Origin of the sequence: Flintibacter muris, assembly GCF_943192995.1 — a bacterium.
In the GTDB taxonomy this organism is placed as follows: domain Bacteria; phylum Bacillota; class Clostridia; order Oscillospirales; family Oscillospiraceae; genus Lawsonibacter; species Lawsonibacter muris.
In genome coordinates this window covers 77,946-97,168 of the sequence record NZ_CALPCP010000006.1, presented here as the reverse complement: position 1 = coordinate 97,168, position 19,223 = coordinate 77,946, and the positions used below count along the sequence as shown (strand labels likewise).

Here is a 19,223-nt window from a genome sequence, read left to right as displayed (position 1 = left end):
GGCCTGCGGCTGTCCCGCCTGTCACAGGCAGGCCTCTTCGGTTCTGTGGGCGGCCAAAGGCCGACCCTACAGATTGAATGTCCGTAATTTTGAAGCTTGCAATAAAAGGAGGAGCTTTTATGTATTTTTCCACCCAATATTCCTCCCCAGTGGGGGATCTTACCCTGTGCGGCAGGGAGGACAGTCTGGTTGGTCTGTGGCTGGAGGGACAGAAATACTTCGGCGCATCCATTCCCGAACCGGCTGTTCCCAATGACAGCCTGCCCCTCTTCTCTCAGGTGAAAGACTGGCTGGACCGGTATTTTGCCGGGGAACGGCCCGAGATTGCGGAGCTCTCTCTGTCCCCCATAGGCACTCCCTTCCGGCTGGAGGTCTGGAAGCTGCTGCAAAATATCCTCTACGGCCAGGTTATCACCTATGGACAGCTGTCTTGGCAGGTGGCCGAAGCGCTGGGACGGCCCTCTATGTCCGCCCAGGCGGTGGGAAGCGCCGCGGGACACAACCCCATCTCCATCCTCATCCCCTGCCACCGGCTGGTAGGGGCGGACGGAAGCCTCACCGGCTACGCCGGGGGAGTAGATAAAAAACGCTGGCTGCTGGCCCACGAGGGCGTCAGCCTGAACCAGCTCCGTCTATAACAGAAAACCTCCGGTTTTCACCGGAGGTTTCTGTCTTTATTTTTTGGGCTTAAAGCTGTCTTTCAGGCTGACGGCCCGGTTGAAGACCAGGGCGCCGGGCTTGGAATCCTTGCTGTCGGCGCAGAAGTAACCCAGGCGGAGGAACTGGAAGCGGTCGGCGGGCTGGGCGGCGGCCAGGGAGGCCTCCAGCTTACAGCCCTCCAGCACCTCCAAAGAGCCGGGGTTCAGGCAGTCCAGAAAGTCCTTGTCGCCGCTGTCGGGGCTCTCGTCAGCGAACAGATTGTCGTACAGGCGCACCTGGGCGTCCACAGCGGTGGCCGCGTCCACCCAGTGGATGGTGGCCCCCTTCACCTTCCGGCCGTCGGCGGGGTCGCCTCCCCGGCTGTCCGGATCATATTCGGCGGCAATCTGGGTGATGTTGCCCGCCTCGTCGGTCTCATATCCCACACACTTGATGAGGTAGGCCCCCTTCAGCCGGCACTCCGGGCCGCCGGGATACAGCCGCTTATACTTGGGCATGGGCTCCGGCAGGAAGTCCTCTGCCTCTACCCACAGTTCCCGGGAGAAGGTGACCTCCCTCGTCCCGGCGGAGGGGTCCAGGGGGTTATTTTCCACGGTGAGCGTTTCGCTCTGCCCGGCGGGGTAGTTGGTGATGACCAGCTTGACAGGCCGCAGGACAGCCATCACCCGCCGGGCGTGGTCGTTCAGGTCCTCCCGGAGGCAGTGCTCCAAAAAGCCGTACTCCACGGTGGAGGTATTTTTGGCCACACCGATCCGGTCACAGAAGTTCCGGATGGAGGCGGGGGTGTAGCCCCGGCGGCGCAGGCCGCACAGGGTGGGCATACGGGGGTCGTCCCAGCCGGAGACGTAGCCCTCCTCCACCAGCTTGCGCAGCTTCCGCTTGGACATAACGGTGTAGTTGATGCCCAGCCGGGCAAACTCAATCTGGCGGGGCTTGGAGGGCACGTCTGTATTGTTGATGACCCAGTCGTAAAGGGGGCGGTGGTCCTCATACTCTAAGGAACACAGGGAATGGGTGATGCCCTCCAGGGCGTCCTGAATGGGGTGAGCAAAGTCGTACATGGGGAAGATGCACCACTTGGTGCCCTGGCGGTGGTGCTCAATATACCGGATGCGGTAGAGCACCGGGTCGCGCATGTTGAAGTTGCCGCTGGCCAGGTCAATTTTTGCCCGGAGGGTGTACTTGCCCTCGGGGAACTCACCGGCCCGCATCCGCTGGAACAGGTCCAGACTCTCCTCTATGGGGCGGTCCCGCCAGGGGGAGCGGGCGGGGGTGTTCACGTCGCCGCGGTACTCCCGGAACTGGTCGGGAGTCAGCTCACACACGTAGGCCAGCCCCTTCTGAATCAAGCCAATGGCCAGCTTGTAGGTCTTTTCAAAATAGTCGCTGCCATAGAAGAACCGGTCTCCCCAGTCAAAACCCAGCCAGTGGATGTCCTCTTTGATGGCGTCCACAAACTCGGTATCCTCCTTGGCGGGGTTGGTGTCGTCCATACGCAGGTTGCAGATGCCGCCAAACTTTTCGGCGGAACCGAAGTCGATAATCAGGGCTTTGCAGTGGCCAATGTGCAGATAGCCGTTGGGCTCGGGGGGAAAACGGGTGTGTACCTGCATCCCGGCAAAGCGGCCGCCCTCGGCGATATCCTCGGTGATAAACTGGTGGATAAAGTTCTGGCTTTCCGCCTCTTCCGGGGCGGCAGTTTTGATCTCGTCAGACATGGGCTTCTCTCCTCCTTTGTCAATGGGGCTATTTTACACCAGAAAAGCCGTCCTTGCAAGTATTTCCTGAAAACAGAAGTGTCCTACTGCGCATTTTATAGCAATTATCAGAATTGGTGTGATCTGTAGGGGCGGCCACAGGCCGCCCCTACGTTAAAATCTGCGAATGGGACACTCCCGCCAGCCAGCGGCGGGCTGGGGTCGTCCCGCCCTACAAATTATGGCTGGACGTTCTGAACATGATTTTCGTGAAAACCCTTGTTCCTGTATGAAAAATGGGGTATAATACCAGTGTATGAGGGGAGGGACAATATGAGCTATGACATGATCGTGTTAGGCTCTGGCCCCGCGGGGCTTGCGGCGGCAATCGCCGCTCGGGGGCGGGACAAGAGCGTGCTGGTTATCGGCAGCCGCTGGCAGGACAGTCCGCTGGCCCGCGCGGAGCGGGTGGACAACTACCCCGGTCTCCCGGGCCAGACGGGGCTGGAGCTGCTGGAGGAATTTTTCCGTCATGCCTCCGGGCTGGGGGCGGAATTTGTCACCGGCAAGGCCCTGTCTCTGCTGGCCTGGAACGGGTTTTCCGTCACGGTGGGCAGTCAGGTGTATCAGGGCAGGGCGTTGATTTTGGCCCCCGGGGTGGTGCGTCAGGCCAAGTACCCCGGCGAGGCGGAGTTTCTGGGCCGGGGGGTGAGCTACTGCGCCACCTGCGACGGGATGCTCTACCGAAACAGGCCGGTCGCCGTGGTGGGCCTGTCCCCTGACGCCCCCCAGGAGGCCAACTACCTGCAAAGCCTGGGCTGTCAGGTGGTCTACCTCTCCCCCCGCCCGCCCCAGGGGCTGGACAAAGATATCCCCTACATCAAGGCCGGAAAGCTGGCGGTGAGGGGAGAGCAGACCGTCACCGGCCTGGAGGCGGACGGCGCCCTTGTCCCCTGTGCCGGGGTATTCATCCTGCGCCGGGCGGTGGCCCCCACCGACCTGCTGCCCGCCCTGGAGACAGAGGATCAGGTCATCAAGGTGGACCGCCGAATGGCCACCAACCTGCCCGGCGTCTTTGCCGCGGGGGACTGCACCGGCGGCCCGCTTCAGGTTTCCAAGGCGATAGGCGAGGGACATGTAGCCGCCCTGTCCGCCTGCGAGTATTTGGACGGCCAAACTACGCAGGGAAATACAGGGCACACCCCTTAAAAAATCATTTTACAAACAGAAAGGAATAAATACAATGATTCATTTTGACAAGGAGACCTTTGACAAGACACTGGCCGAGGGCAAGCTGATGATGGTGGACTTCTGGGCCGAGTGGTGCGGCCCCTGCCAGATGCTGGGCCCTGTAATTGAAAGCCTGGCCGAGCAGTACGAGGGCAAAGCCGTCGTCGGCAAGGTCAACACCGACAAGGAGCCTGAGCTGGCCATCAGCTACCAGGTAAGCGGCATCCCCACCGTCATCTTTTTCAAGGACGGCAAGGAGATTGACCGCAAGGTGGGTGTGATGCCCCCTGACGCATTTGTCCAGGTACTGGAGCAAAACCTGTAAGCTTAAAAACGGGCCCGGTCTTCCTCTCAGACCGGGCCCGCTTCTTACTTTTTCTTCTTTTTCTTGTCAAACAGGCTCTTGAAGCCCCCCTCGGGGACCTCCTCCCCCATAGCCGCCCCAAAGGCGTTGAGGGCCGCCTTCTGCTCGCTGTTCAGAGAGGTGGGTACCTGAACCTTGACGGTGACGTACTGGTCCCCCCGGCGGCTGCTGCGCAGCTCGGGGATGCCCTTACCCCGCAGACGGAAGGTGGTGCCCGTCTGAGTGCCGGCGGGCAGGCTGTACTTCACCTTGCCGTCAATGGTGGGGATCTCCAGCTCGGCCCCCATGGCCGCCTGATAAAAGCTGATGGGGTGCTCATAGAGCACGGTGACGCCGTCCCGCTGGAACTGTGGGTGGGGCTTGATCTGTATCCGTACCAGCAGGTCGCCGGCGGGGCCGCCGTTGGTGCCGGCATTGCCCTGCCCCCGCAAGGAGACGGCCTGGCCGTCGTCAATACCCGCCGGGATGGTGACGGTAACCCGCTGCTTTTTCCGCACACTGCCCGCGCCGTTGCACTTTTTGCAGGGGGTGTGGATCAGCTTGCCCGTTCCCCGGCACTTGGAGCAGGTGGTGGTGGTGGAGAAAGCGAAGCCCCCCGCCCCCCGCTGGATGCGTACCTGGCCCGCCCCCCGGCAATCGGGACAGGTCTCAGCGGTGGTGCCCGCCGCGCAGCCTGAGCCCTTGCACTCCTCGCAGGTTTCGGTGCGGCTGAGCTCAATCTCCTTGGTGCAGCCGAAGGCCGCCTCCTCAAAGGTGAGGGCCAGATTGACCCGCAGGCTCTCCCCCTTCTGGGGACCATTGCGTCGGGCGCCCCCGCCGCCAAAGCCCCCAAAGCCGCCGCCGAAAAAGGAGCCGAAGATGTCGCCCAGGTCGATATCCCCCATGTCAAAGCCCATGCCGCCGCCCCCGCCGTAGCTGGAATCCACGCCGGCAAAGCCGAACTGGTCGTACCGGGCCTTCTTCTCCGGGTCGGACAGAATACCGTAGGCCTCGTTGATCTCCTTGAACTTGGCCTCTGCGTCCTTGTCGCCGGGGTTCACGTCCGGGTGGTACTTTTTGGCCAGCTTGCGGTAGGCCTTTTTCAGCTCCTCCTCGGTACATCCCTTGGACAGGCCCAGGACCTCATAATAATCTCGTTTTTGTTCCGCCATATGGATTCACCTTCTTCAAGCCTGAAAGGTGGCACACAAAGGCTTCCCCCCTGTGGGGGGAAGCTGTCAGCCGAAGGCCGACTGATGAGGGGGCAGACCTGGAGCACTGCTCCTTTTCTGTTCGCCCCCTCATCCGTCATTTGCTTCGCAAATGCCACCTTCCCCCTGAGGGGGAAAGCTTATTTTACTTCTGATCGTCGTCAATGACCTCATAGTCGGCGTCCACCACGTCGGGGCCGGACTGGCCGCCGGGCTGCTCGCCGCCGGCAAAGCCTGCGCCGCCCATATCGGGGCCGGGGCCTGCCTGGCCGTAAATCTTGGAGCCCACCTCGGCAAACTCCTTGTTGACAGCCTCAGTGGCGTCCTTGATGGCGTTGATGTCAGCGCCCTTGAGGGCCTCCTTCAGCCGGTCCAGGGCGGACTGCACCTTGGCCTTGTCCTCGGCAGGCAGCTTGTCGCCCACCTCGCCCAGGGTCTTCTCCACCTGATAGGCAGTCTGGTCACCGGCGTTGCGGATGTCGGCGGCCTCCCGGGCCTTCTTGTCCTCGGCGGCGAACTGCTCAGCCTCCCGCATGGCCTTGTCGATCTCCTCCTTGCTCATGTTGGTGGAGGAGGTGATGGTGATGTGCTGCTCCCGACCGGTGCCCTGGTCCTTGGCGGACACGTTGACAATGCCGTTGGCGTCGATATCGAAGGTGACCTCGATCTTGGGCTCGCCCCGGCGGGCGGGGAGGATGCCGTCCAGCATGAACACGCCCAGCTGCTTGTTGTACTGGGCCATCTCCCGTTCGCCCTGGAGGACCTTGATCTCCACGGAGGGCTGGTTGTCGGAGTAGGTGGTAAACACCTGGCTGCCGTGGGCGGGGATGGTGGTGTTGCGCTCAATGATCTTGGTCATCACGCCGCCGGCGGTCTCAATGCCCAGGGACAGGGGGGTGACGTCCAGCAGCAGCAGGTCCTTCACGTCGCCGGTGAACACGCCGCCCTGGAGGGCCGCGCCCATGGCCACACACTCGTCGGGGTTGATGCCCTTAAAGCCGTCCCGGCCGGTGATGTTCTTCACCGCCTCCTGGACTGCGGGGATACGGCTGGAGCCGCCCACCAGCAGCACCTTGTGCAGGTCGCCGGCGGAGAGCTTGGCGTCACCCATGGCCTGACGGACAGGGCCCATGGTGGCCTCCACCAGGTGGTGGGTCAGCTCGTTGAACTTGGCCCGGCTGAGGGTCAGGTCCAGGTGCTTGGGTCCGGTGGCGTCAGCAGTGATATAGGGCAGGTTGATGGCGGTGGTGGTCACACCGGACAGCTCAATCTTGGCCTTTTCGGCGGCCTCCTTCAGCCGCTGCATGGCAACCTTGTCTCCGGACAGGTCCACGCTCTCGGCCTTCTTAAACTCGGCCACCATCCAGTCCATAACGCACTTGTCAAAGTCGTCGCCGCCCAGGCGGTTGTTGCCGGCGGTGGCCAGCACCTCGATGACGCCGTCGTCAATGTCCAGGATGGACACGTCGAAGGTGCCGCCGCCCAGGTCGTAGACCATGATCTTCTGGGCCTCTTCCTTGTCCACACCGTAGGCCAGAGCGGCGGCGGTGGGCTCATTGATGATACGCTTGACCTCCAGACCGGCGATCTTGCCCGCGTCCTTGGTGGCCTGGCGCTGGGCGTCGGTAAAGTAGGCGGGAACGGTGATAACCGCCTCGGTGACCGGCTGGCCCAGATAGCCCTCGGCGTCCGCTTTCAGCTTTTGCAGAACCATGGCGCTGATCTCCTGGGGGGTGTACTTCTTGCCGTCCACCTCCACCCGGTAGTCGGAGCCCATCTCCCGCTTGATGGAGCTGATGGTCCGATCGGGGTTAGTGATGGCCTGACGCTTGGCCACCTGGCCCACCATCCGCTCGCCGTCCTTGGAAAAGGCCACGACGGAGGGGGTGGTGCGGTTGCCCTCAGCGTTGGCAATGACAACGGCGTCGCCGCCCTCCATCACCGCTACGCAGCTGTTAGTGGTTCCTAAGTCGATACCAATAATTTTTCCCATGATATTTTTCCTCCTAATATATAAAAGATTGGTGTTAACAAATCAATGCAGGAGCATAGCTCCCACGCCAAACAGAGCGGATAGCCAGACCAGCAGTCCGGCGCTGACCATCAGGGTGAATTGAATGTTTTTGCAGGATCTGCACATGTTCATCCGGCCTCCTTGCTCCGGTAGACGCGTTTGTGACAGGGTTCCTCCAAAGCCTCCTTTGGCAAAGGAGGTGGCACGGCGAAGCCGTGACGGAGGATTGTATTTTTCGAAGCAAAATGTATGAAATAATACCGATTTGCAAACCTGGTTTACTTCGTACGGTTCGCTTCGCGAACCACAATCCTCAGTCAGCCTGAAGGCTGACAGCTCCTTTGCCAAAGGAGCCTTTTCCGCTGTGGAGGGCTGTTAATTGGCCACCTGGACCATAGCGAAGCGGATGACCTTCTCTCCCAGCATAAACCCGGCCTGGAAGACCTGGGCTACGGTATTCTCTCCCAGATTCTCGTCCTCGATGTGCATGACGGCGTTGTGGAGGTTGGGGTCAAAGGGTTTTCCCTGGGCCTCGATCTCGGTGACCCCCAGCTTGGCGAAGACCTCCTTCAGCTGGTTCATGGTCATCTCTACGCCCTTCTTGTAGGCCTCGTCGGCGGTGTCCTGCTTGAGGGCCCGCTCCAGGTTGTCATAGACGGGGAGAAAGGCCTGGACGGTATCCGCCTTGGCGTCGGTCCACAGGCTCTCCTTCTCCTTGGCGGTGCGCTTGCGGTAGTTGTCATACTCGGCGGCCAGGCGGAGGAACTGGTCCTTGGAGACCACCTGCTCCACAATGGGAGCCTCCTCCTGTTCTGCCTCAGGGCCGGGGGTATCGGCCTGCGGCTCTTCCGGGACAGCTTCCGCTGTTCCAGCCTGCTCCTCCAGGACCTCCTCCATGGAGTCCTCCTGGACAGGGAGCTCTTTCTTTTCTTTCTTCTTACTCACGATTCATGCTCCTTCGCATCTCGTTATTTATTCTTCCTCAGACCCCTCCGGCGGGGGCAGCTCCTTGCCGAACATGCGGGTAAGGCTGTCGGCAAAGTAGGACAGCCGGGCGGTCACCTTGGCGTAGTCCATCCGGGTGGGGCCTACCACTCCGATTACTCCCCGCATATTGTCCCCAATGTCATAGCTGGCCATCACCACGCTGGTGTCTTTCAGCGCGTCATTGACGTTTTCCGGCCCGATAAGGATGTTCATGTTCTTCCCCGTGTCCAAAGTGGCGGGCAGGCGGGGCTCGTCGCTGTCCTCGCTGAGGTAGGCCATCAGGGGCTTGGCTCTATCCAGGCTGCGGTACTCCGGGTGCTCCAGCAGGTGGGTGATGCCGGCGGTGCGGAACTTTCGCTCACTCTGGCCGGCCAGCACCTCCATGGCAAACTCCACCACCAGGGCAATCAGCTGAAAGGCTCCCAGAGCGGTGCGGGTTTCCATCTTGTCCAGCGTCTCCTCCATCTCCTCCCGGGACAGGCCTACAAAGGAGCTGTTGAGCACAGCGGACAGCATTTGCAGCTGGGGATCAGACAGGCCGTCCGGAATATGGATCAGCTTGTTTTTCACAATGCTGTTGTCCGTCATCACCACGGCAATAAAGGCGTTGTCCTCCACCATCAGCAGATCGAAGCGCTTGACGGTAACCCGCTCCTTGGCGGCGGCCATGGTGAACACGGGGTAGTCGCTGAGCTGGGAGAGCACCTTGCCCGCCCGGTCGATCACCCGGTCCAGCTCCTCCATTTTCAGGTTGAGCGCGTCGTTGATGCGCTGGGTCTCCTGAATGGTGAGCTGCTGGCGGTCCATCAGCTCATTGACGTAGAGCCGGTAGCCGACGGCGGAGGGAATGCGTCCGGCAGAGGTGTGGGGCTGCTCCAGATAGCCCTGCTCGGTGAGGTCAGCCATCTCGTTTCGGATGGTGGCGGTGGAGACGTCCAGCCCGGCCAGCTGGGCCACCGCCTTGGAGCCCACCGGCTCGGCGGTGGCGATGTAGGTCTCTACAATGGCCCGCAGAATTCGCTTTTTCCGGTCAGACAGCGCCACAGCACTCACCGCCTTTCGTTCTCACTGGTTTAGCACTCATATTCCTCGAGTGCTAAAGATAATGTACCACTCCCCTTCAAAATTGTCAATAGCCACTTTATGAATTTATTATAAACAAATCAATCCCGGCCATTCTTTGCAGAATAACCGGGGTTGTGCTAATTGATGTTTATAGATATACGGCTTATCAGAGCCAAGCAATCATAATTACTTGGCAGGCAAAGACATCCATCCAAATGCCAGAAGAGGACAGGTTCAGGCCGAACGTGTTGTTTCTTTTGACATCCCCCGCGGCCGAAAAAATTTTTTGAGTGGCTTCAGGAGCGTATTGTTTTGACAGACAAATACGGAGAACAGATTGTTTACAAGAACAAACACTGCATCGGCGATCCTCAAACAACAGCATTTACGTTTGGGTTTGAGGAGCTTATGGACCCGGCCCGGTTCCAGAGCGGGTCGCTGACCATCTTTGGACATGAAATTTTTCTGGACAATCTGGTCCCGGCGGAATAACTGAAATAGAAATTTTCACAGCTCTTTTGACAAATTAAGGCGATACGCACCCCAGGCCAAAAGCCCAGGGTGCGTATCGCATATCAGAGGGGGAGAGGGGAACATAAAGTCAGGCCACGGCTGTAAAGTACAGGCCGAACAGCTGGGCACAGATGGCGGCGTAGACCAGGCGGATGATGCAGCCGATCACGGCAGCGCCCATGATCTCACGGGTCTTCAGGTCTACAACGCCGCTCCACACGGCGGGAATCTGGCCCAGAGGCACCTGGACAGGCCAGGAGGAGTTAGCCAGGATGAAGGAACCCACAATGAGCTTCTTCACGTTTGGGTCACCCAGGGTGGCGTACAGGGCTCCCGCAGCGGCGTCGGCGGTGGGGCCGGACACCAGGGTACCCAGGGTCTTGGTGGCCAGGGTGCCGGCCACAGTGATGGTCTGGATACCGGTTTCGGGCTCAATGCCGATAGCGGACAGCAGGCCGCCCAGCGAACTGACAATGGCGCCCCAGATGCCGAAGTACTCCAGCAGGCCGACAATCGTAAACACGGCGCAGCCGGCGGGCAGGATGACGGTGAGCACAATGCTCACGCCCTCACGGGCGGAACCGAAAATCAGGTCCATAGCGCCGGTGTCGGGGGTAAAGCGGGGCAGGTCATGGATGTCGGCGGCGTGGGTGTCCCGCCAGAACAGGCGCAGGAAGGCGGGAATCAGGAAGATGGGCAGGAAAATGCCCACAATCATCACAGGGAAGGGGTTGATTCCGGCGGTGGACAGGGCGATAATGCCCAGCACAATGATGGAGAAGGAAGCAGGGGCGTTGGTCAGGGTAGCGATGGCGATTTTCTGCTCATCTTTGGTACAGCCGGACTTCATAACCACGGGGCCGGCAATACGGCCGGCGGCGTTGACGTCACCCAGGATGTTGTAGATGATGCCCACACACACAGCGGCATTGATCTTCAGATACTTCATGATGGGCAGGAAGATACGCATCAGCGCGTCGGTAAAGCCCAGCCGCTCCAGAATGCGGCCGGTCATGATGGACACGACAATGGTAGCGCCCAGCATAGAGGTGCCGAAGAGGTAGAACTCGAACATCTTATAGGCCTTGGCGAACATGGCGTTAAAGGCGCCCGAGAACTGCTCATGGGCAAAGAAGATACAGGCGAGGAAGGCGAGGAACAGCACCAGGCCCACATACTCTATGGGCTGCCATTTGGCGCGGTCGTCATTTGCCTTTGGGGCGGCCTTCCCGGGGTTTTCTTTCTTGTTTTCCATAGTTTACCTCCCATTATATAATTGGCAGACAGCCTCTGATGATGTCCCCGCCTCTCCCCTGACGGGGGCCTGTAATCTCAGAGGTGTCAGTATGCCCGTTGTGAAGGGACAGCTTACTTGCGGTGCAGATACTCCTTGGCTATGTCGGTGCCGTAGTCCCGGATCTCCTGGGAGCCGAAGCAGTCCAGAGGGACGCTGGTCTGCCGCTCCCGGAAGATGACCACCTCGCAGTCGGGCAGATGGTTTTTCAGGGCCCGTGCCATGGGGACGCCGTTTTCAAAAATCTCTAACGCATGGGAATTGCCGCACACAAAGTTCAATCCCAGCTCCTCAGCCTTGGCCACCAGGGGATGGCCGGGATACACACGGCTGATGGTGGCCATCAGGGTGTCCACGTCTGGGTACTCCTTCACCAGCCGCTCCAGATGGGCGGGGGTAAAACCGCAGTGGGGGAACATGTGGATGACCTTTTTCATGGGATTTTCCGGCTTGCCCACCAGAATCTTGGCTCGGGCGGCCACGGCAGTCTCTTCAATGGCGTCGCAGCCCCGGGTCTTGCGCTCCAGAGCCAGCATGTCCTCGTCCATCTGGGCATTCATCAGGGTGTCCAGCCGGGAGATCATGTCCCCCACCGTCTTGATCTCGGGGATCACGTCGCCCACATAGACAATGTTGCCCGGGATGCCGTCGTAGCAGACGCTGGAGAAAAAGGGCCTGTGTCCGTGGAGCCAGGGGATGCCGGGGTGGGTGCCATGGAAGGCCTCGTGGAGCTCAAAGCAGGCCAGGTTGTAGATGCCCAGGTAGTATTTGATGAGCACGCCCCCGGAGTTGGCGGAATCGGCGATAGGGTGGTGGGCCACAATGGCGTTGACCCCCGTGGCCGCGGCCAGCTCGATGACGCTCTCCGTCATGGTCATGCACACGGCGATCTTTTTGACCTCCATCTCCGGGTCGCCCCACACCAGGCCGGGCATCTCCACCACCGCCTTGCCGGGGATGTTGGAGGATTTTGTGACCACCCACGGGTTCTGACCTCCGGCCCAGTCGCCGGGCCCTTTCAGGCAGCGGCCATTGGTCAGGTTGTCCAAGGCGGCCAGTACGTCTTTTACCTTTGCCATAGTCCTTCTCCTCATTCCTTTTTAAAATTTCGCTGGAATAAAAAAGACCGCAAAACATGCCAGAAGCTTGCACCTCTGTCTGTTTTGCGGTCAATTACAGCTTTCTTTGCCTTGTGTCCAGCGCTGGCCTCCGGCCGGCGGCGGTGCCGCTGTCCTTAGCCCTCGCTTTCAGGTTGTGAACTCTGTGCCTGCCCGGCCTTATTGGTTTGATTGGTCTGCCGCTGGGGGGACTTCAGCTCTTGGAGCAGTTCCTCCACCGGCTTTTCAAAAAATGTGACGCTGGCGGCGATCTCATGCTCGGGATCGTAGTCCTTTAAATGGGCAATAACTGTTACCCCCATCTCCTCCTGCATCAGTTGGATAAAGCGCTGCTTGAAGATGCTAATCAAGGTCCGGTCCATGATCTCGGTAGAGGCCTTGTCCATCACGTAGGGCAGGGACAGCAGCCCCACCCGGCGGTTTTTGGCTACAATCACCGCGCGGTTGTGCATCACGTCTACCCGCTGGGTGAGCAGCCCCTGTTTGAAGATCTCCATATTGACCTTGTTGTTGATGCGCAGAATCTCCTGTTTGAATTCTCCCATCAGCATAGCGGCTGGCGTCACCTCGCTTTACTGAGGCTAACAATCTAGCGTATTAAAAGTATAACACAGAACGGGGGAAAAAATCAAGGAAAATGTCGAAATTGCTCGAAAAATTTTCAGCGCCCCAAAAAGGCGGCGGGGCGCCAGGTTTGAAATGGAATATTTTGGGGGATTAAGGGGCTTTCTGACCTCTGTAGGGGCGGCCAAAGGCCGCCCCTACAGCTCCAGTGTCAGCAATATTCAAAATTACAGATAGTGGGCCGCCGAGGGCGGCGGCCCGCTGCTTAACTGCCATCGCCCTGTGGGGAGGGCAGCACCTCCCTCACCGTCCGCTCCAGCACCTCCATGTCAATGGGCTTGGCCACATGGGCGTTCATTCCGGACTCCAGTGCGTCCCGGATGTCTTCGGCAAAGGCATTGGCGGTCATAGCTACAATGGGTACGGTTCTGGCCATGGAGTGGTCCAGCTTCCGGATGGCCCGGGTGGCGTCGTAGCCGTTCATCACCGGCATCTGGACGTCCATCAGGATCAGCTGATACTCTCCCGGGGCGGACTGGGCAAAGGCCTCCACCGCCATCTGGCCGTTTTCGCACACCTGGCAGGTACACCCGGCCATATCCAGCAGCTCGCTGAGGATTTCCGCGTTGATCTCGTTGTCCTCCGCCACCAGGATGTGCAGGCCCTGGAGGACGCCGTGCTCCGCCTGCTCCTGCTGAGGCTCCTCCTGCTGCCGGCTGAGCAGGCTGTCCATCTTCTGGCGCAGGCTGCTGAGGAAGAAGGGCTTGGACAAAAAGGCATCCACTCCGGCGGCCCGGGCCTCCTCCTCAATCTCAGGCCAGTCGTAACTGGTGAGCACCAGAACGGGGATGTCTTTGGGCACCGCCTCACGGATGCGGCGGGCGGTCTCCACCCCGTCCATACCGGGCATCTTCCAGTCCAGCAGGACAATGTTGTAAAGCCGGCCCTCCAACTCGGACTGCTTAACCAGCTCCACAGCGGCGGCTCCGCTCAGGGTGTAGTCCACGCTGACGCCGGTGCCCTCCATAGCGAGCTGGATATTCTGGCAGATGACCTCCTCGTCGTCCACCGTCAGCAATCTGGTAATGTTGTGCTTTTTCCAAAAATCCTGGTCAATGGAGTCGCCGGAAATTTGCAGCTCCAGGTCCACGGTAAAGGTGGTGCCCCTGCCCTTTTTGCTGTCCACAGCAATGGCGCCGCCCATCAGGTCCAGCAGGTTTTTGGTAATGGCCATCCCCAGTCCGGTACCCTGAATCTTGTTGGTAACGCTGTCCTCCTCCCGGGTGAAGGCCTGGAACAGCTTTTTTTGATACTCCTCGCTCATGCCGTAGCCGTTGTCGGCCACGGTAAAGCGGAAGTGGGCCAGCTGTTTGGCGTGCTGGGGCAGCTCCTGGACGGTAAAGGTGACGCGGCCCCCGTCTGGGGTATATTTAACGGCGTTGGACAGCAGATTGAGCAAAATCTGGTTCAGCCGCAGTTTGTCCATCACCACCTGCTCATGATTCAGACCTCTGGTGTAGACCTCAAACTGATGGCCCTTGGCCCTCATCTGGGGGCGGATGATGGAGTCGATACTCTCAATCAGGTCCACCATGTTTTCGCCAGTCAGGTTCAGGGTGGTCTTGCCCGCCTCAATCTTGCTGATGTCCAGAATATCGTTAATCAGCCCCAGAAGATGCTGGCTGGAGGCGGTGATCTTTTTAGTATACTCCAGCACCTTGTCCGGGTTGTCCGCGTCCCGGGCCAGCAGGGCGGCAAAGCCCACAATGGCGTTCATAGGGGTGCGGATGTCGTGGCTCATGTTGGACAGGAAGGAGCTCTTGGCCCGGTTGGCCTCCTCAGCAATCTGGAAGGCCTGCTCCGCCGACTCCTTGGACTGGGCGAGCATGGCGTTATATTCCTCCAGCTGCTGGTTCAGCTCCTCCTGACGGCGCAGGTTGGCCTGCTCCTGCCGGTAGAGCCGGACGCTGCTGCGCTGGCCCAGCACGGCGGCGGCGGCCAGCACCACCAGTACCAGCACCACCGCCGCCAGAAACAGCAGGGTGAAGATCACTGTGTTCACCATGTTCACCGTCCCCGAGGCTACAAAGTCCGCTGGAATCAGGAACAGCAAAAGGGTGTCGTAGTCATCCAGGGCGGTGACGCAGTAGTAATACTCCTGGCCGTCCATGCGGAAGTTGGCGCTCAGGGTATCCCTTTTGGCCATGGCGGCCCGGATATCCGGGTAGCGCTGGCCCTCCATCTCCTCCAGCGCCTTGAGCACGTTGTAGGCCTGGAGGGTGTTCCCCTGGGAGATGTCGTGCATTCGGGTGCCGTTGCTTTTTAGAATATAGGATTCGCTGTGGTGGCCGTAGGCGGCACTGTCGTAGTACTGGGTCAGCGTGTGTACATCCTTGAGAAGCACAGCGTGGGTAAAGCTCAGGCCGTCCGCCGTCCGGAGAGGCTGGTCCAGCTTTTGCACAAAGGCCCAAAAGCTGCCCTCATACAGATAGCTGTCTGAGATGAAGGTATACCGCTCCTCTCCCCCGGCCACCTGGCTGATGTCGGACCAGACGCCGTGCCTGCCCTGGGCGTCGTAGCCGTTGCCCTGGCTGTCCAGCAGCATCAGGGTGGAGCTGTAACGGTCTGTCTCCAGCAGCTGCTCCAGGTCGCCTAGATAGTCCGCCACCTCCTCCCCGCTGTCAAACTGCCCGGCCTTCAGGGTGTTGACGGCGGCAGCCAGGTAGTTCCAATGGGTGTCCAGGGCGTTGTCCAAATTGCTCCTCACCTGGGTGGTGAGCTCTACCAGTTGGGCGGTACGCTCCACAAAGATCTGCTCTTTCAGATACTGTGTGAAAAACACCCCGCCCAGCACCAGAAACAGCAGCAGGCCGCACGCCAGCGCCGCAGGAAGGGCCATATTCTGTTTTCGTCCGTTGGGTTTCATAGACTCCCCTTCTCTTTCCCGGCGTCTGGCCGTTGTTTCAGTGCTTTCCTCCCCAGCCCTTTTACTCCCAAGGGTTTCCGCCAGGGGATACCGTCTTCTGCTTCTCCAGCCAGTCCCGCAGGAAGGCGCTGATGGAGCCCTTTTCCACCCGGGCCTGGAAGGCCTGGGCAGCGGCGGCGGTGCAGCTGTCCTGAAGAAAGGCCACCTGATAGGTTTTGCCGTCCTCCAGCTGGCCGTCTCCTCGGACCACCAGCACATAGGGGAAGGGCTGGCCGTCCCCCGCCGCGTCAAAGCCGGCTTCGGCCAGCTCTTTGGCCTGGGTGCCGGTCATGGTCATGATGGCGTACTCCCCGCTGACGCCGGGGGCTATGGTGTTGGCCACCTCGGTATTGATCCGGCCCTGGTAGAGCCGGGCGGTCACCCCCGCTTTCAGGTCAAAGCCCTCCTTGCGTACGGTAGTATAGGGAATGATGGCCGCGTCCGCCCCCGCCGCGCTGCCCAGGGCCTTGCCCACCAGACAGGCGGTCTCCTCCACGGTGAAGTCGGCGGTGCTCTCACAGAAATATACGTTCTCGTGGTCGCTGAGATAGCCCCTTTGCAGTTCATCCATCCGGGCGGCACACCGGGGGCCGTCCATGCCGTTCTCCCCCCGGACCCACTCCTTCACGCCTTGGCCAATGTCAGCCAGCACCCCCTCCCAGCCGGCGTAGGTCATTTGGAAGGCCCGGCCCTCCCGCAAGGCCTGTTGGGCGTCGTAAATCAGGGCGTCCTCCGGAATGGCCGCGCTGTCCAGCACGCTGAGCACGCAGGGGGCCTCATCAGTCAGAAAGGCGGCCTGGCCCTCCGAAGAGTAGAGCAGCGACAGCAGCGACAGGGCCTCCTCCAGCTTTTTCTCATTGCCCGGCTCGGTCAGCCGCTTGCTGATGCCAATATAGCTGGACGGGCTGTACATATATATGTTTTTGCCGCCGTTCTCGCTGATATAGGGCATCATGCCCAGCTGGTCGCCGGTGTCGGAAAACCGGGCGTAATTCACCGCCAGAGCCGCCGTGAAAAACACCGCCTTGCGGCCCCCCAGGTAATCCTGGATCAGTTCCTTGTTGTTCCGGTCCTCCGGGTCGGGGGTAAACATACCAATATCAATATACCGCTGAAAATAGTCCATGGTGGTCTCCCACCTCCCGGCGGCGGTGGTGCTTCCGGCCAGGAAGTCCCGCTCCCAGGTTACCCCGTCCGGGGTGGTGAGCCAGCTGGTTTTGGCCAGATTGAACAGGGCGGAAAAGGTATTCCCCGTCAGCTGAGTGCCGATCACGCCGGGGATCAGCCCCGCCTCCCGGATCTCGGCGCACAGCGCCTCCAGCCCGGCAAAGCTGGAGGGCACCTGCCAGCCGTGCTCCTCCATCAGGGTCTTGTTGTAATAGATCCCATACATGGTGTTGTTCACCGGAAGGAGGTAAACCCCGCCATCAATGGCCACCTGATCCAGAATGGCGGTGGAGAAGTTGTTTACAAAGTCGTAGCAGGACAGGTCCGCCAGCCGTTCGCTGGCCAGCTCACCGTCCAGAATCTGGGAGGTGATGAAGATGTCCGGGATGTCGTCCCTCTGCATCTGGACCCAGCTGTAGCCGGTGCGGTTAGCCCCCGCGTAGGGTGTGAGCTCCAGCTCAATGTCCGGATAGACGCTGGCAGCCAGCTCCAGAAAGTTCTCATAGCCGCTCCAGGCGGACCAGGTCAGCGCGCCGCTGTCAGGCTGGGCGTCCGGAGTCCTTTCTCCAGTGACGCAGGCCGGCAGCAGAAGGACCAGTGCGGCAGTCAATGCCAGCAGACGCATTTTTTTGCTCATAGAATGTCGCTTCCTTCCTGATAAATTGAAATGAGAGCAAAAATACGTAAAAATCCACTCATGTATTTTATCGACTGGAGGGTTGGATGTCAAGGGGGAGAAGTGCTCTCGACACAGAGGGGGATGTGTGTTATACTTGTTGTATGAAAAATTGTTGACACCAGCCCTGTTAACCGGAAAAACCTCCCTCCTTGAGGGAGGCGGCACGGCGAAGCCGTGACGGAGGGAGCTTACCTAAGGAAAGCATATTATAATGAGAACTCCCTCAGTTACCGCCTGCGGCGGCGGCTGCATCCCTCACATAGGGAGCCTATAGCAATCGTCAGAATTGCTGCCACTTGCAGGGGCGGCCTTTCGCCCACCTGTCACGGACAGACCCCATTCGGCTCTGCGGGCGGCCACAGGCCGCCCCTGCATACAGCGGTAATTCTACAACGCAAGACAAGGAGGAAGCGCCATGGTGCCCACCTATGACCAGATGGGAGACTGGCTGGAGGAGATTGCCCAGCAGTTTCCTCAGGCGTTTTTTGAGGATCTGGACGGCGGTATCCAGCTGGAGGAGCGGGAGCTGTCCGACCCGGACTTTCCCCCGGGGGAGATGTACATTATGGGGGAGTATGTTCATGATATGCTGGGGCGGTACATTTTGTTATACTACGGCTCCTTCGCCGCTGTGCTGTCTGGGGAGGACCAGGAGGTATGGAAGGACGAAATTTTCGCCACCGTGGCCCACGAGTTTACCCACCACATGGAGGAGACCGCCGGTCTCCACGCCCTGGACGACAAGGACATGGAATTTTTACAGGAGGCCATGAAGGACTATGAGGACAGGTAAAACGGTTGGACGCTTCGCCCCCAGTCCCAGCGGACGGATGCATCTGGGCAACCTGTGGTCCTGCCTGCTGGCCTGGCTGGCCGCCAGAAGCGTCTCCGGAGAGATGGTGCTGCGGCTGGAGGACCTGGACCCCGACCGGTGCAGGCGGGAATACTGCGACCAGGTGATGCGGGACCTGGAGTGGCTCGGGCTGGACTGGGACAACACGCCGGTGTACCAGTCCCAGCGGACGGAAATTTACGCCCAGGCCTTCCGGGAGCTGGAGGGGCAGGGGCTGATCTACCCCTGCTTCTGCACCCGGGCGGAGCGGCTGGCCGCCTCCGCCCCCCACCGGTCGGACGGGGTTGCTGTCTACGACGGCCGCTGCGGGCGGCTGACAGCGGCGGAACGGGAGAAACTGTTCCAAACCCGCTGCCCCGCTTGGCGGGTGCGGGTTCCGGAGAAGGAAACCGCCTTTACCGACCTTCTCCAGGGTCCTTTTTCCGAAAATCTGGCCCGGGACTGCGGCGATTTCATCCTCCGCCGGTCCGACGGGGTGTATGCCTACCAGCTGGCTGTGGTGGTGGACGACGCCCTCATGGGGGTCACCCAGGTGGTGCGGGGGAGCGACCTGCTGTCCTCCGTCCCCAGACAGCTGTGGCTCCAGGACCGGCTGGGCCTGCCCTACCCGGAATATGGCCACCTGCCCCTTCTGCTGGCCCCCGACGGCCGCCGCCTGGCCAAGCGGGACCGGGATCAGGAGCTGGGCCAGCTCCAGCAGCGGTACACTGCCCCGGAAATTGTGGGCCTTCTTGCCTACGCCGCCCGCCTCACCGACCGCCCCGCCCCCATCACTCCTCATGAGCTGATCCCGCTGTTTTCCTGGGAAAAGCTGCCCAAGGAGGACATTGTTCTGGAACAATAGAAGCGCCCCGCTTATGCGG

General features: G+C 60.3%; 16 protein-coding genes. 6 read left to right on the top strand and 10 right to left on the bottom strand.

Features of this window, described 5'->3' with window-relative positions:
- Positions 1-119: 119 nt before the first annotated feature.
- Positions 120-638 (top strand): methylated-DNA--[protein]-cysteine S-methyltransferase, encoded by a 519-nt coding sequence (locus NFS22_RS07625; RefSeq protein WP_251317113.1) that lies wholly within the window; start codon positions 120-122, stop codon positions 636-638.
- Between the two features lie 36 nt (positions 639-674).
- Here NFS22_RS07625 and NFS22_RS07620 read toward each other — a convergent pair whose 3' ends face one another.
- On the bottom strand, positions 675-2,378 hold the full coding sequence (locus NFS22_RS07620) for a glutamine--tRNA ligase/YqeY domain fusion protein (protein ID WP_251317112.1): 1,704 nt from the start codon (positions 2,376-2,378) through the stop codon (positions 675-677).
- A 312-nt stretch (positions 2,379-2,690) separates the two neighbouring features.
- Between NFS22_RS07620 and NFS22_RS07615 the strand changes: the two genes are divergently transcribed.
- Positions 2,691-3,566, top strand: coding sequence for an NAD(P)/FAD-dependent oxidoreductase (locus tag NFS22_RS07615; protein ID WP_251317111.1), 876 nt, complete (start codon positions 2,691-2,693; stop codon positions 3,564-3,566).
- A 34-nt stretch (positions 3,567-3,600) separates the two neighbouring features.
- Positions 3,601-3,912: a thioredoxin gene (gene trxA, locus NFS22_RS07610; protein WP_251317110.1), complete on the top strand. Its 312-nt coding sequence runs from the start codon at positions 3,601-3,603 to the stop codon at positions 3,910-3,912.
- Between the two features lie 44 nt (positions 3,913-3,956).
- On the opposite strand, the gene dnaJ is transcribed toward trxA, so the two are convergent.
- From dnaJ to hrcA, 4 genes are all read right to left on the bottom strand, one after another.
- Positions 3,957-5,102: a molecular chaperone DnaJ gene (gene dnaJ / locus NFS22_RS07605; protein ID WP_251317109.1), complete on the bottom strand. Its 1,146-nt coding sequence runs from the start codon at positions 5,100-5,102 to the stop codon at positions 3,957-3,959.
- A gap of 184 nt (positions 5,103-5,286) precedes the next feature.
- Positions 5,287-7,134 (bottom strand): molecular chaperone DnaK, encoded by a 1,848-nt coding sequence (gene dnaK, locus NFS22_RS07600; RefSeq protein WP_251317108.1) that lies wholly within the window; start codon positions 7,132-7,134, stop codon positions 5,287-5,289.
- Between the two features lie 396 nt (positions 7,135-7,530).
- Positions 7,531-8,100, bottom strand: coding sequence for a nucleotide exchange factor GrpE (gene grpE / locus NFS22_RS07595; protein ID WP_277614754.1), 570 nt, complete (start codon positions 8,098-8,100; stop codon positions 7,531-7,533).
- Between the two features lie 27 nt (positions 8,101-8,127).
- Positions 8,128-9,186, bottom strand: a complete 1,059-nt coding sequence (gene hrcA, locus NFS22_RS07590; RefSeq protein ID WP_251317107.1) for a heat-inducible transcriptional repressor HrcA — start codon at positions 9,184-9,186, stop codon at positions 8,128-8,130.
- Between the two features lie 333 nt (positions 9,187-9,519).
- On the opposite strand from hrcA, the gene NFS22_RS07585 reads away from it, so the two are divergent.
- Positions 9,520-9,699, top strand: coding sequence for a hypothetical protein (locus tag NFS22_RS07585; RefSeq protein WP_251317106.1), 180 nt, complete (start codon positions 9,520-9,522; stop codon positions 9,697-9,699).
- A 109-nt stretch (positions 9,700-9,808) separates the two neighbouring features.
- Here the strand turns inward: NFS22_RS07585 and NFS22_RS07580 are convergent, their stop codons facing one another.
- The 5 genes from NFS22_RS07580 to NFS22_RS07560 form a co-directional block, all read right to left on the bottom strand.
- The gene (locus tag NFS22_RS07580; RefSeq protein ID WP_251317105.1) at positions 9,809-10,975 is read right to left on the bottom strand and encodes a hypothetical protein; all 1,167 of its coding nucleotides are present in this window, start codon (positions 10,973-10,975) and stop codon (positions 9,809-9,811) included.
- 113 nt (positions 10,976-11,088) lie between these two features.
- Positions 11,089-12,093: a Nif3-like dinuclear metal center hexameric protein gene (locus tag NFS22_RS07575; RefSeq protein ID WP_251317104.1), complete on the bottom strand. Its 1,005-nt coding sequence runs from the start codon at positions 12,091-12,093 to the stop codon at positions 11,089-11,091.
- Between the two features lie 155 nt (positions 12,094-12,248).
- The gene (locus NFS22_RS07570) at positions 12,249-12,683 is read right to left on the bottom strand and encodes a hypothetical protein (RefSeq protein ID WP_251317103.1); all 435 of its coding nucleotides are present in this window, start codon (positions 12,681-12,683) and stop codon (positions 12,249-12,251) included.
- A gap of 278 nt (positions 12,684-12,961) precedes the next feature.
- A complete protein-coding gene (locus NFS22_RS07565; protein ID WP_251317102.1) occupies positions 12,962-15,622 on the bottom strand; it encodes a hybrid sensor histidine kinase/response regulator in 2,661 nt (886 codons plus the stop codon).
- A gap of 61 nt (positions 15,623-15,683) precedes the next feature.
- Complete coding sequence (locus NFS22_RS07560) at positions 15,684-17,465, bottom strand: ABC transporter substrate-binding protein (protein ID WP_251317101.1); 1,782 nt, start codon at positions 17,463-17,465, stop codon at positions 15,684-15,686.
- 457 nt (positions 17,466-17,922) lie between these two features.
- Between NFS22_RS07560 and NFS22_RS07555 the strand changes: the two genes are divergently transcribed.
- Together NFS22_RS07555 and gluQRS are read left to right on the top strand one after the other, a co-directional pair.
- Positions 17,923-18,300 carry a metallopeptidase family protein gene (locus NFS22_RS07555; protein ID WP_251317100.1) on the top strand — a complete coding sequence of 126 codons (378 nt, stop codon included), beginning with the start codon at positions 17,923-17,925 and terminating at the stop codon, positions 18,298-18,300.
- Positions 18,287-19,204 (top strand): tRNA glutamyl-Q(34) synthetase GluQRS, encoded by a 918-nt coding sequence (gluQRS, locus tag NFS22_RS07550; RefSeq protein ID WP_251317099.1) that lies wholly within the window; start codon positions 18,287-18,289, stop codon positions 19,202-19,204. The genes NFS22_RS07555 and gluQRS overlap by 14 nt, the downstream gene beginning before the upstream one ends.
- Positions 19,205-19,223 lie beyond the last annotated feature (19 nt).

What these genes read in the sequence shown, in the direction of transcription:
- NFS22_RS07620 (WP_251317112.1), bottom strand. Translation starts at nt 2,378, where the DNA reads ATGTCTGACGAGATCAAAACTGCCGCCCCGGAAGAGGCGGAAAGCCAG.
- gluQRS (WP_251317099.1), top strand. Translation starts at nt 18,287, where the DNA reads ATGAGGACAGGTAAAACGGTTGGACGCTTCGCCCCCAGTCCCAGCGGA.
- dnaK (WP_251317108.1), bottom strand. Translation starts at nt 7,134, where the DNA reads ATGGGAAAAATTATTGGTATCGACTTAGGAACCACTAACAGCTGCGTA.
- NFS22_RS07565 (WP_251317102.1), bottom strand. Translation starts at nt 15,622, where the DNA reads ATGAAACCCAACGGACGAAAACAGAATATGGCCCTTCCTGCGGCGCTG.
- dnaJ (WP_251317109.1), bottom strand. Translation starts at nt 5,102, where the DNA reads ATGGCGGAACAAAAACGAGATTATTATGAGGTCCTGGGCCTGTCCAAG.
- NFS22_RS07615 (WP_251317111.1), top strand. Translation starts at nt 2,691, where the DNA reads ATGAGCTATGACATGATCGTGTTAGGCTCTGGCCCCGCGGGGCTTGCG.
- NFS22_RS07580 (WP_251317105.1), bottom strand. Translation starts at nt 10,975, where the DNA reads ATGGAAAACAAGAAAGAAAACCCCGGGAAGGCCGCCCCAAAGGCAAAT.
- NFS22_RS07560 (WP_251317101.1), bottom strand. Translation starts at nt 17,465, where the DNA reads ATGAGCAAAAAAATGCGTCTGCTGGCATTGACTGCCGCACTGGTCCTT.
- trxA (WP_251317110.1), top strand. Translation starts at nt 3,601, where the DNA reads ATGATTCATTTTGACAAGGAGACCTTTGACAAGACACTGGCCGAGGGC.
- NFS22_RS07575 (WP_251317104.1), bottom strand. Translation starts at nt 12,093, where the DNA reads ATGGCAAAGGTAAAAGACGTACTGGCCGCCTTGGACAACCTGACCAAT.
- NFS22_RS07570 (WP_251317103.1), bottom strand. Translation starts at nt 12,683, where the DNA reads ATGCTGATGGGAGAATTCAAACAGGAGATTCTGCGCATCAACAACAAG.
- NFS22_RS07555 (WP_251317100.1), top strand. Translation starts at nt 17,923, where the DNA reads ATGGTGCCCACCTATGACCAGATGGGAGACTGGCTGGAGGAGATTGCC.
- NFS22_RS07625 (WP_251317113.1), top strand. Translation starts at nt 120, where the DNA reads ATGTATTTTTCCACCCAATATTCCTCCCCAGTGGGGGATCTTACCCTG.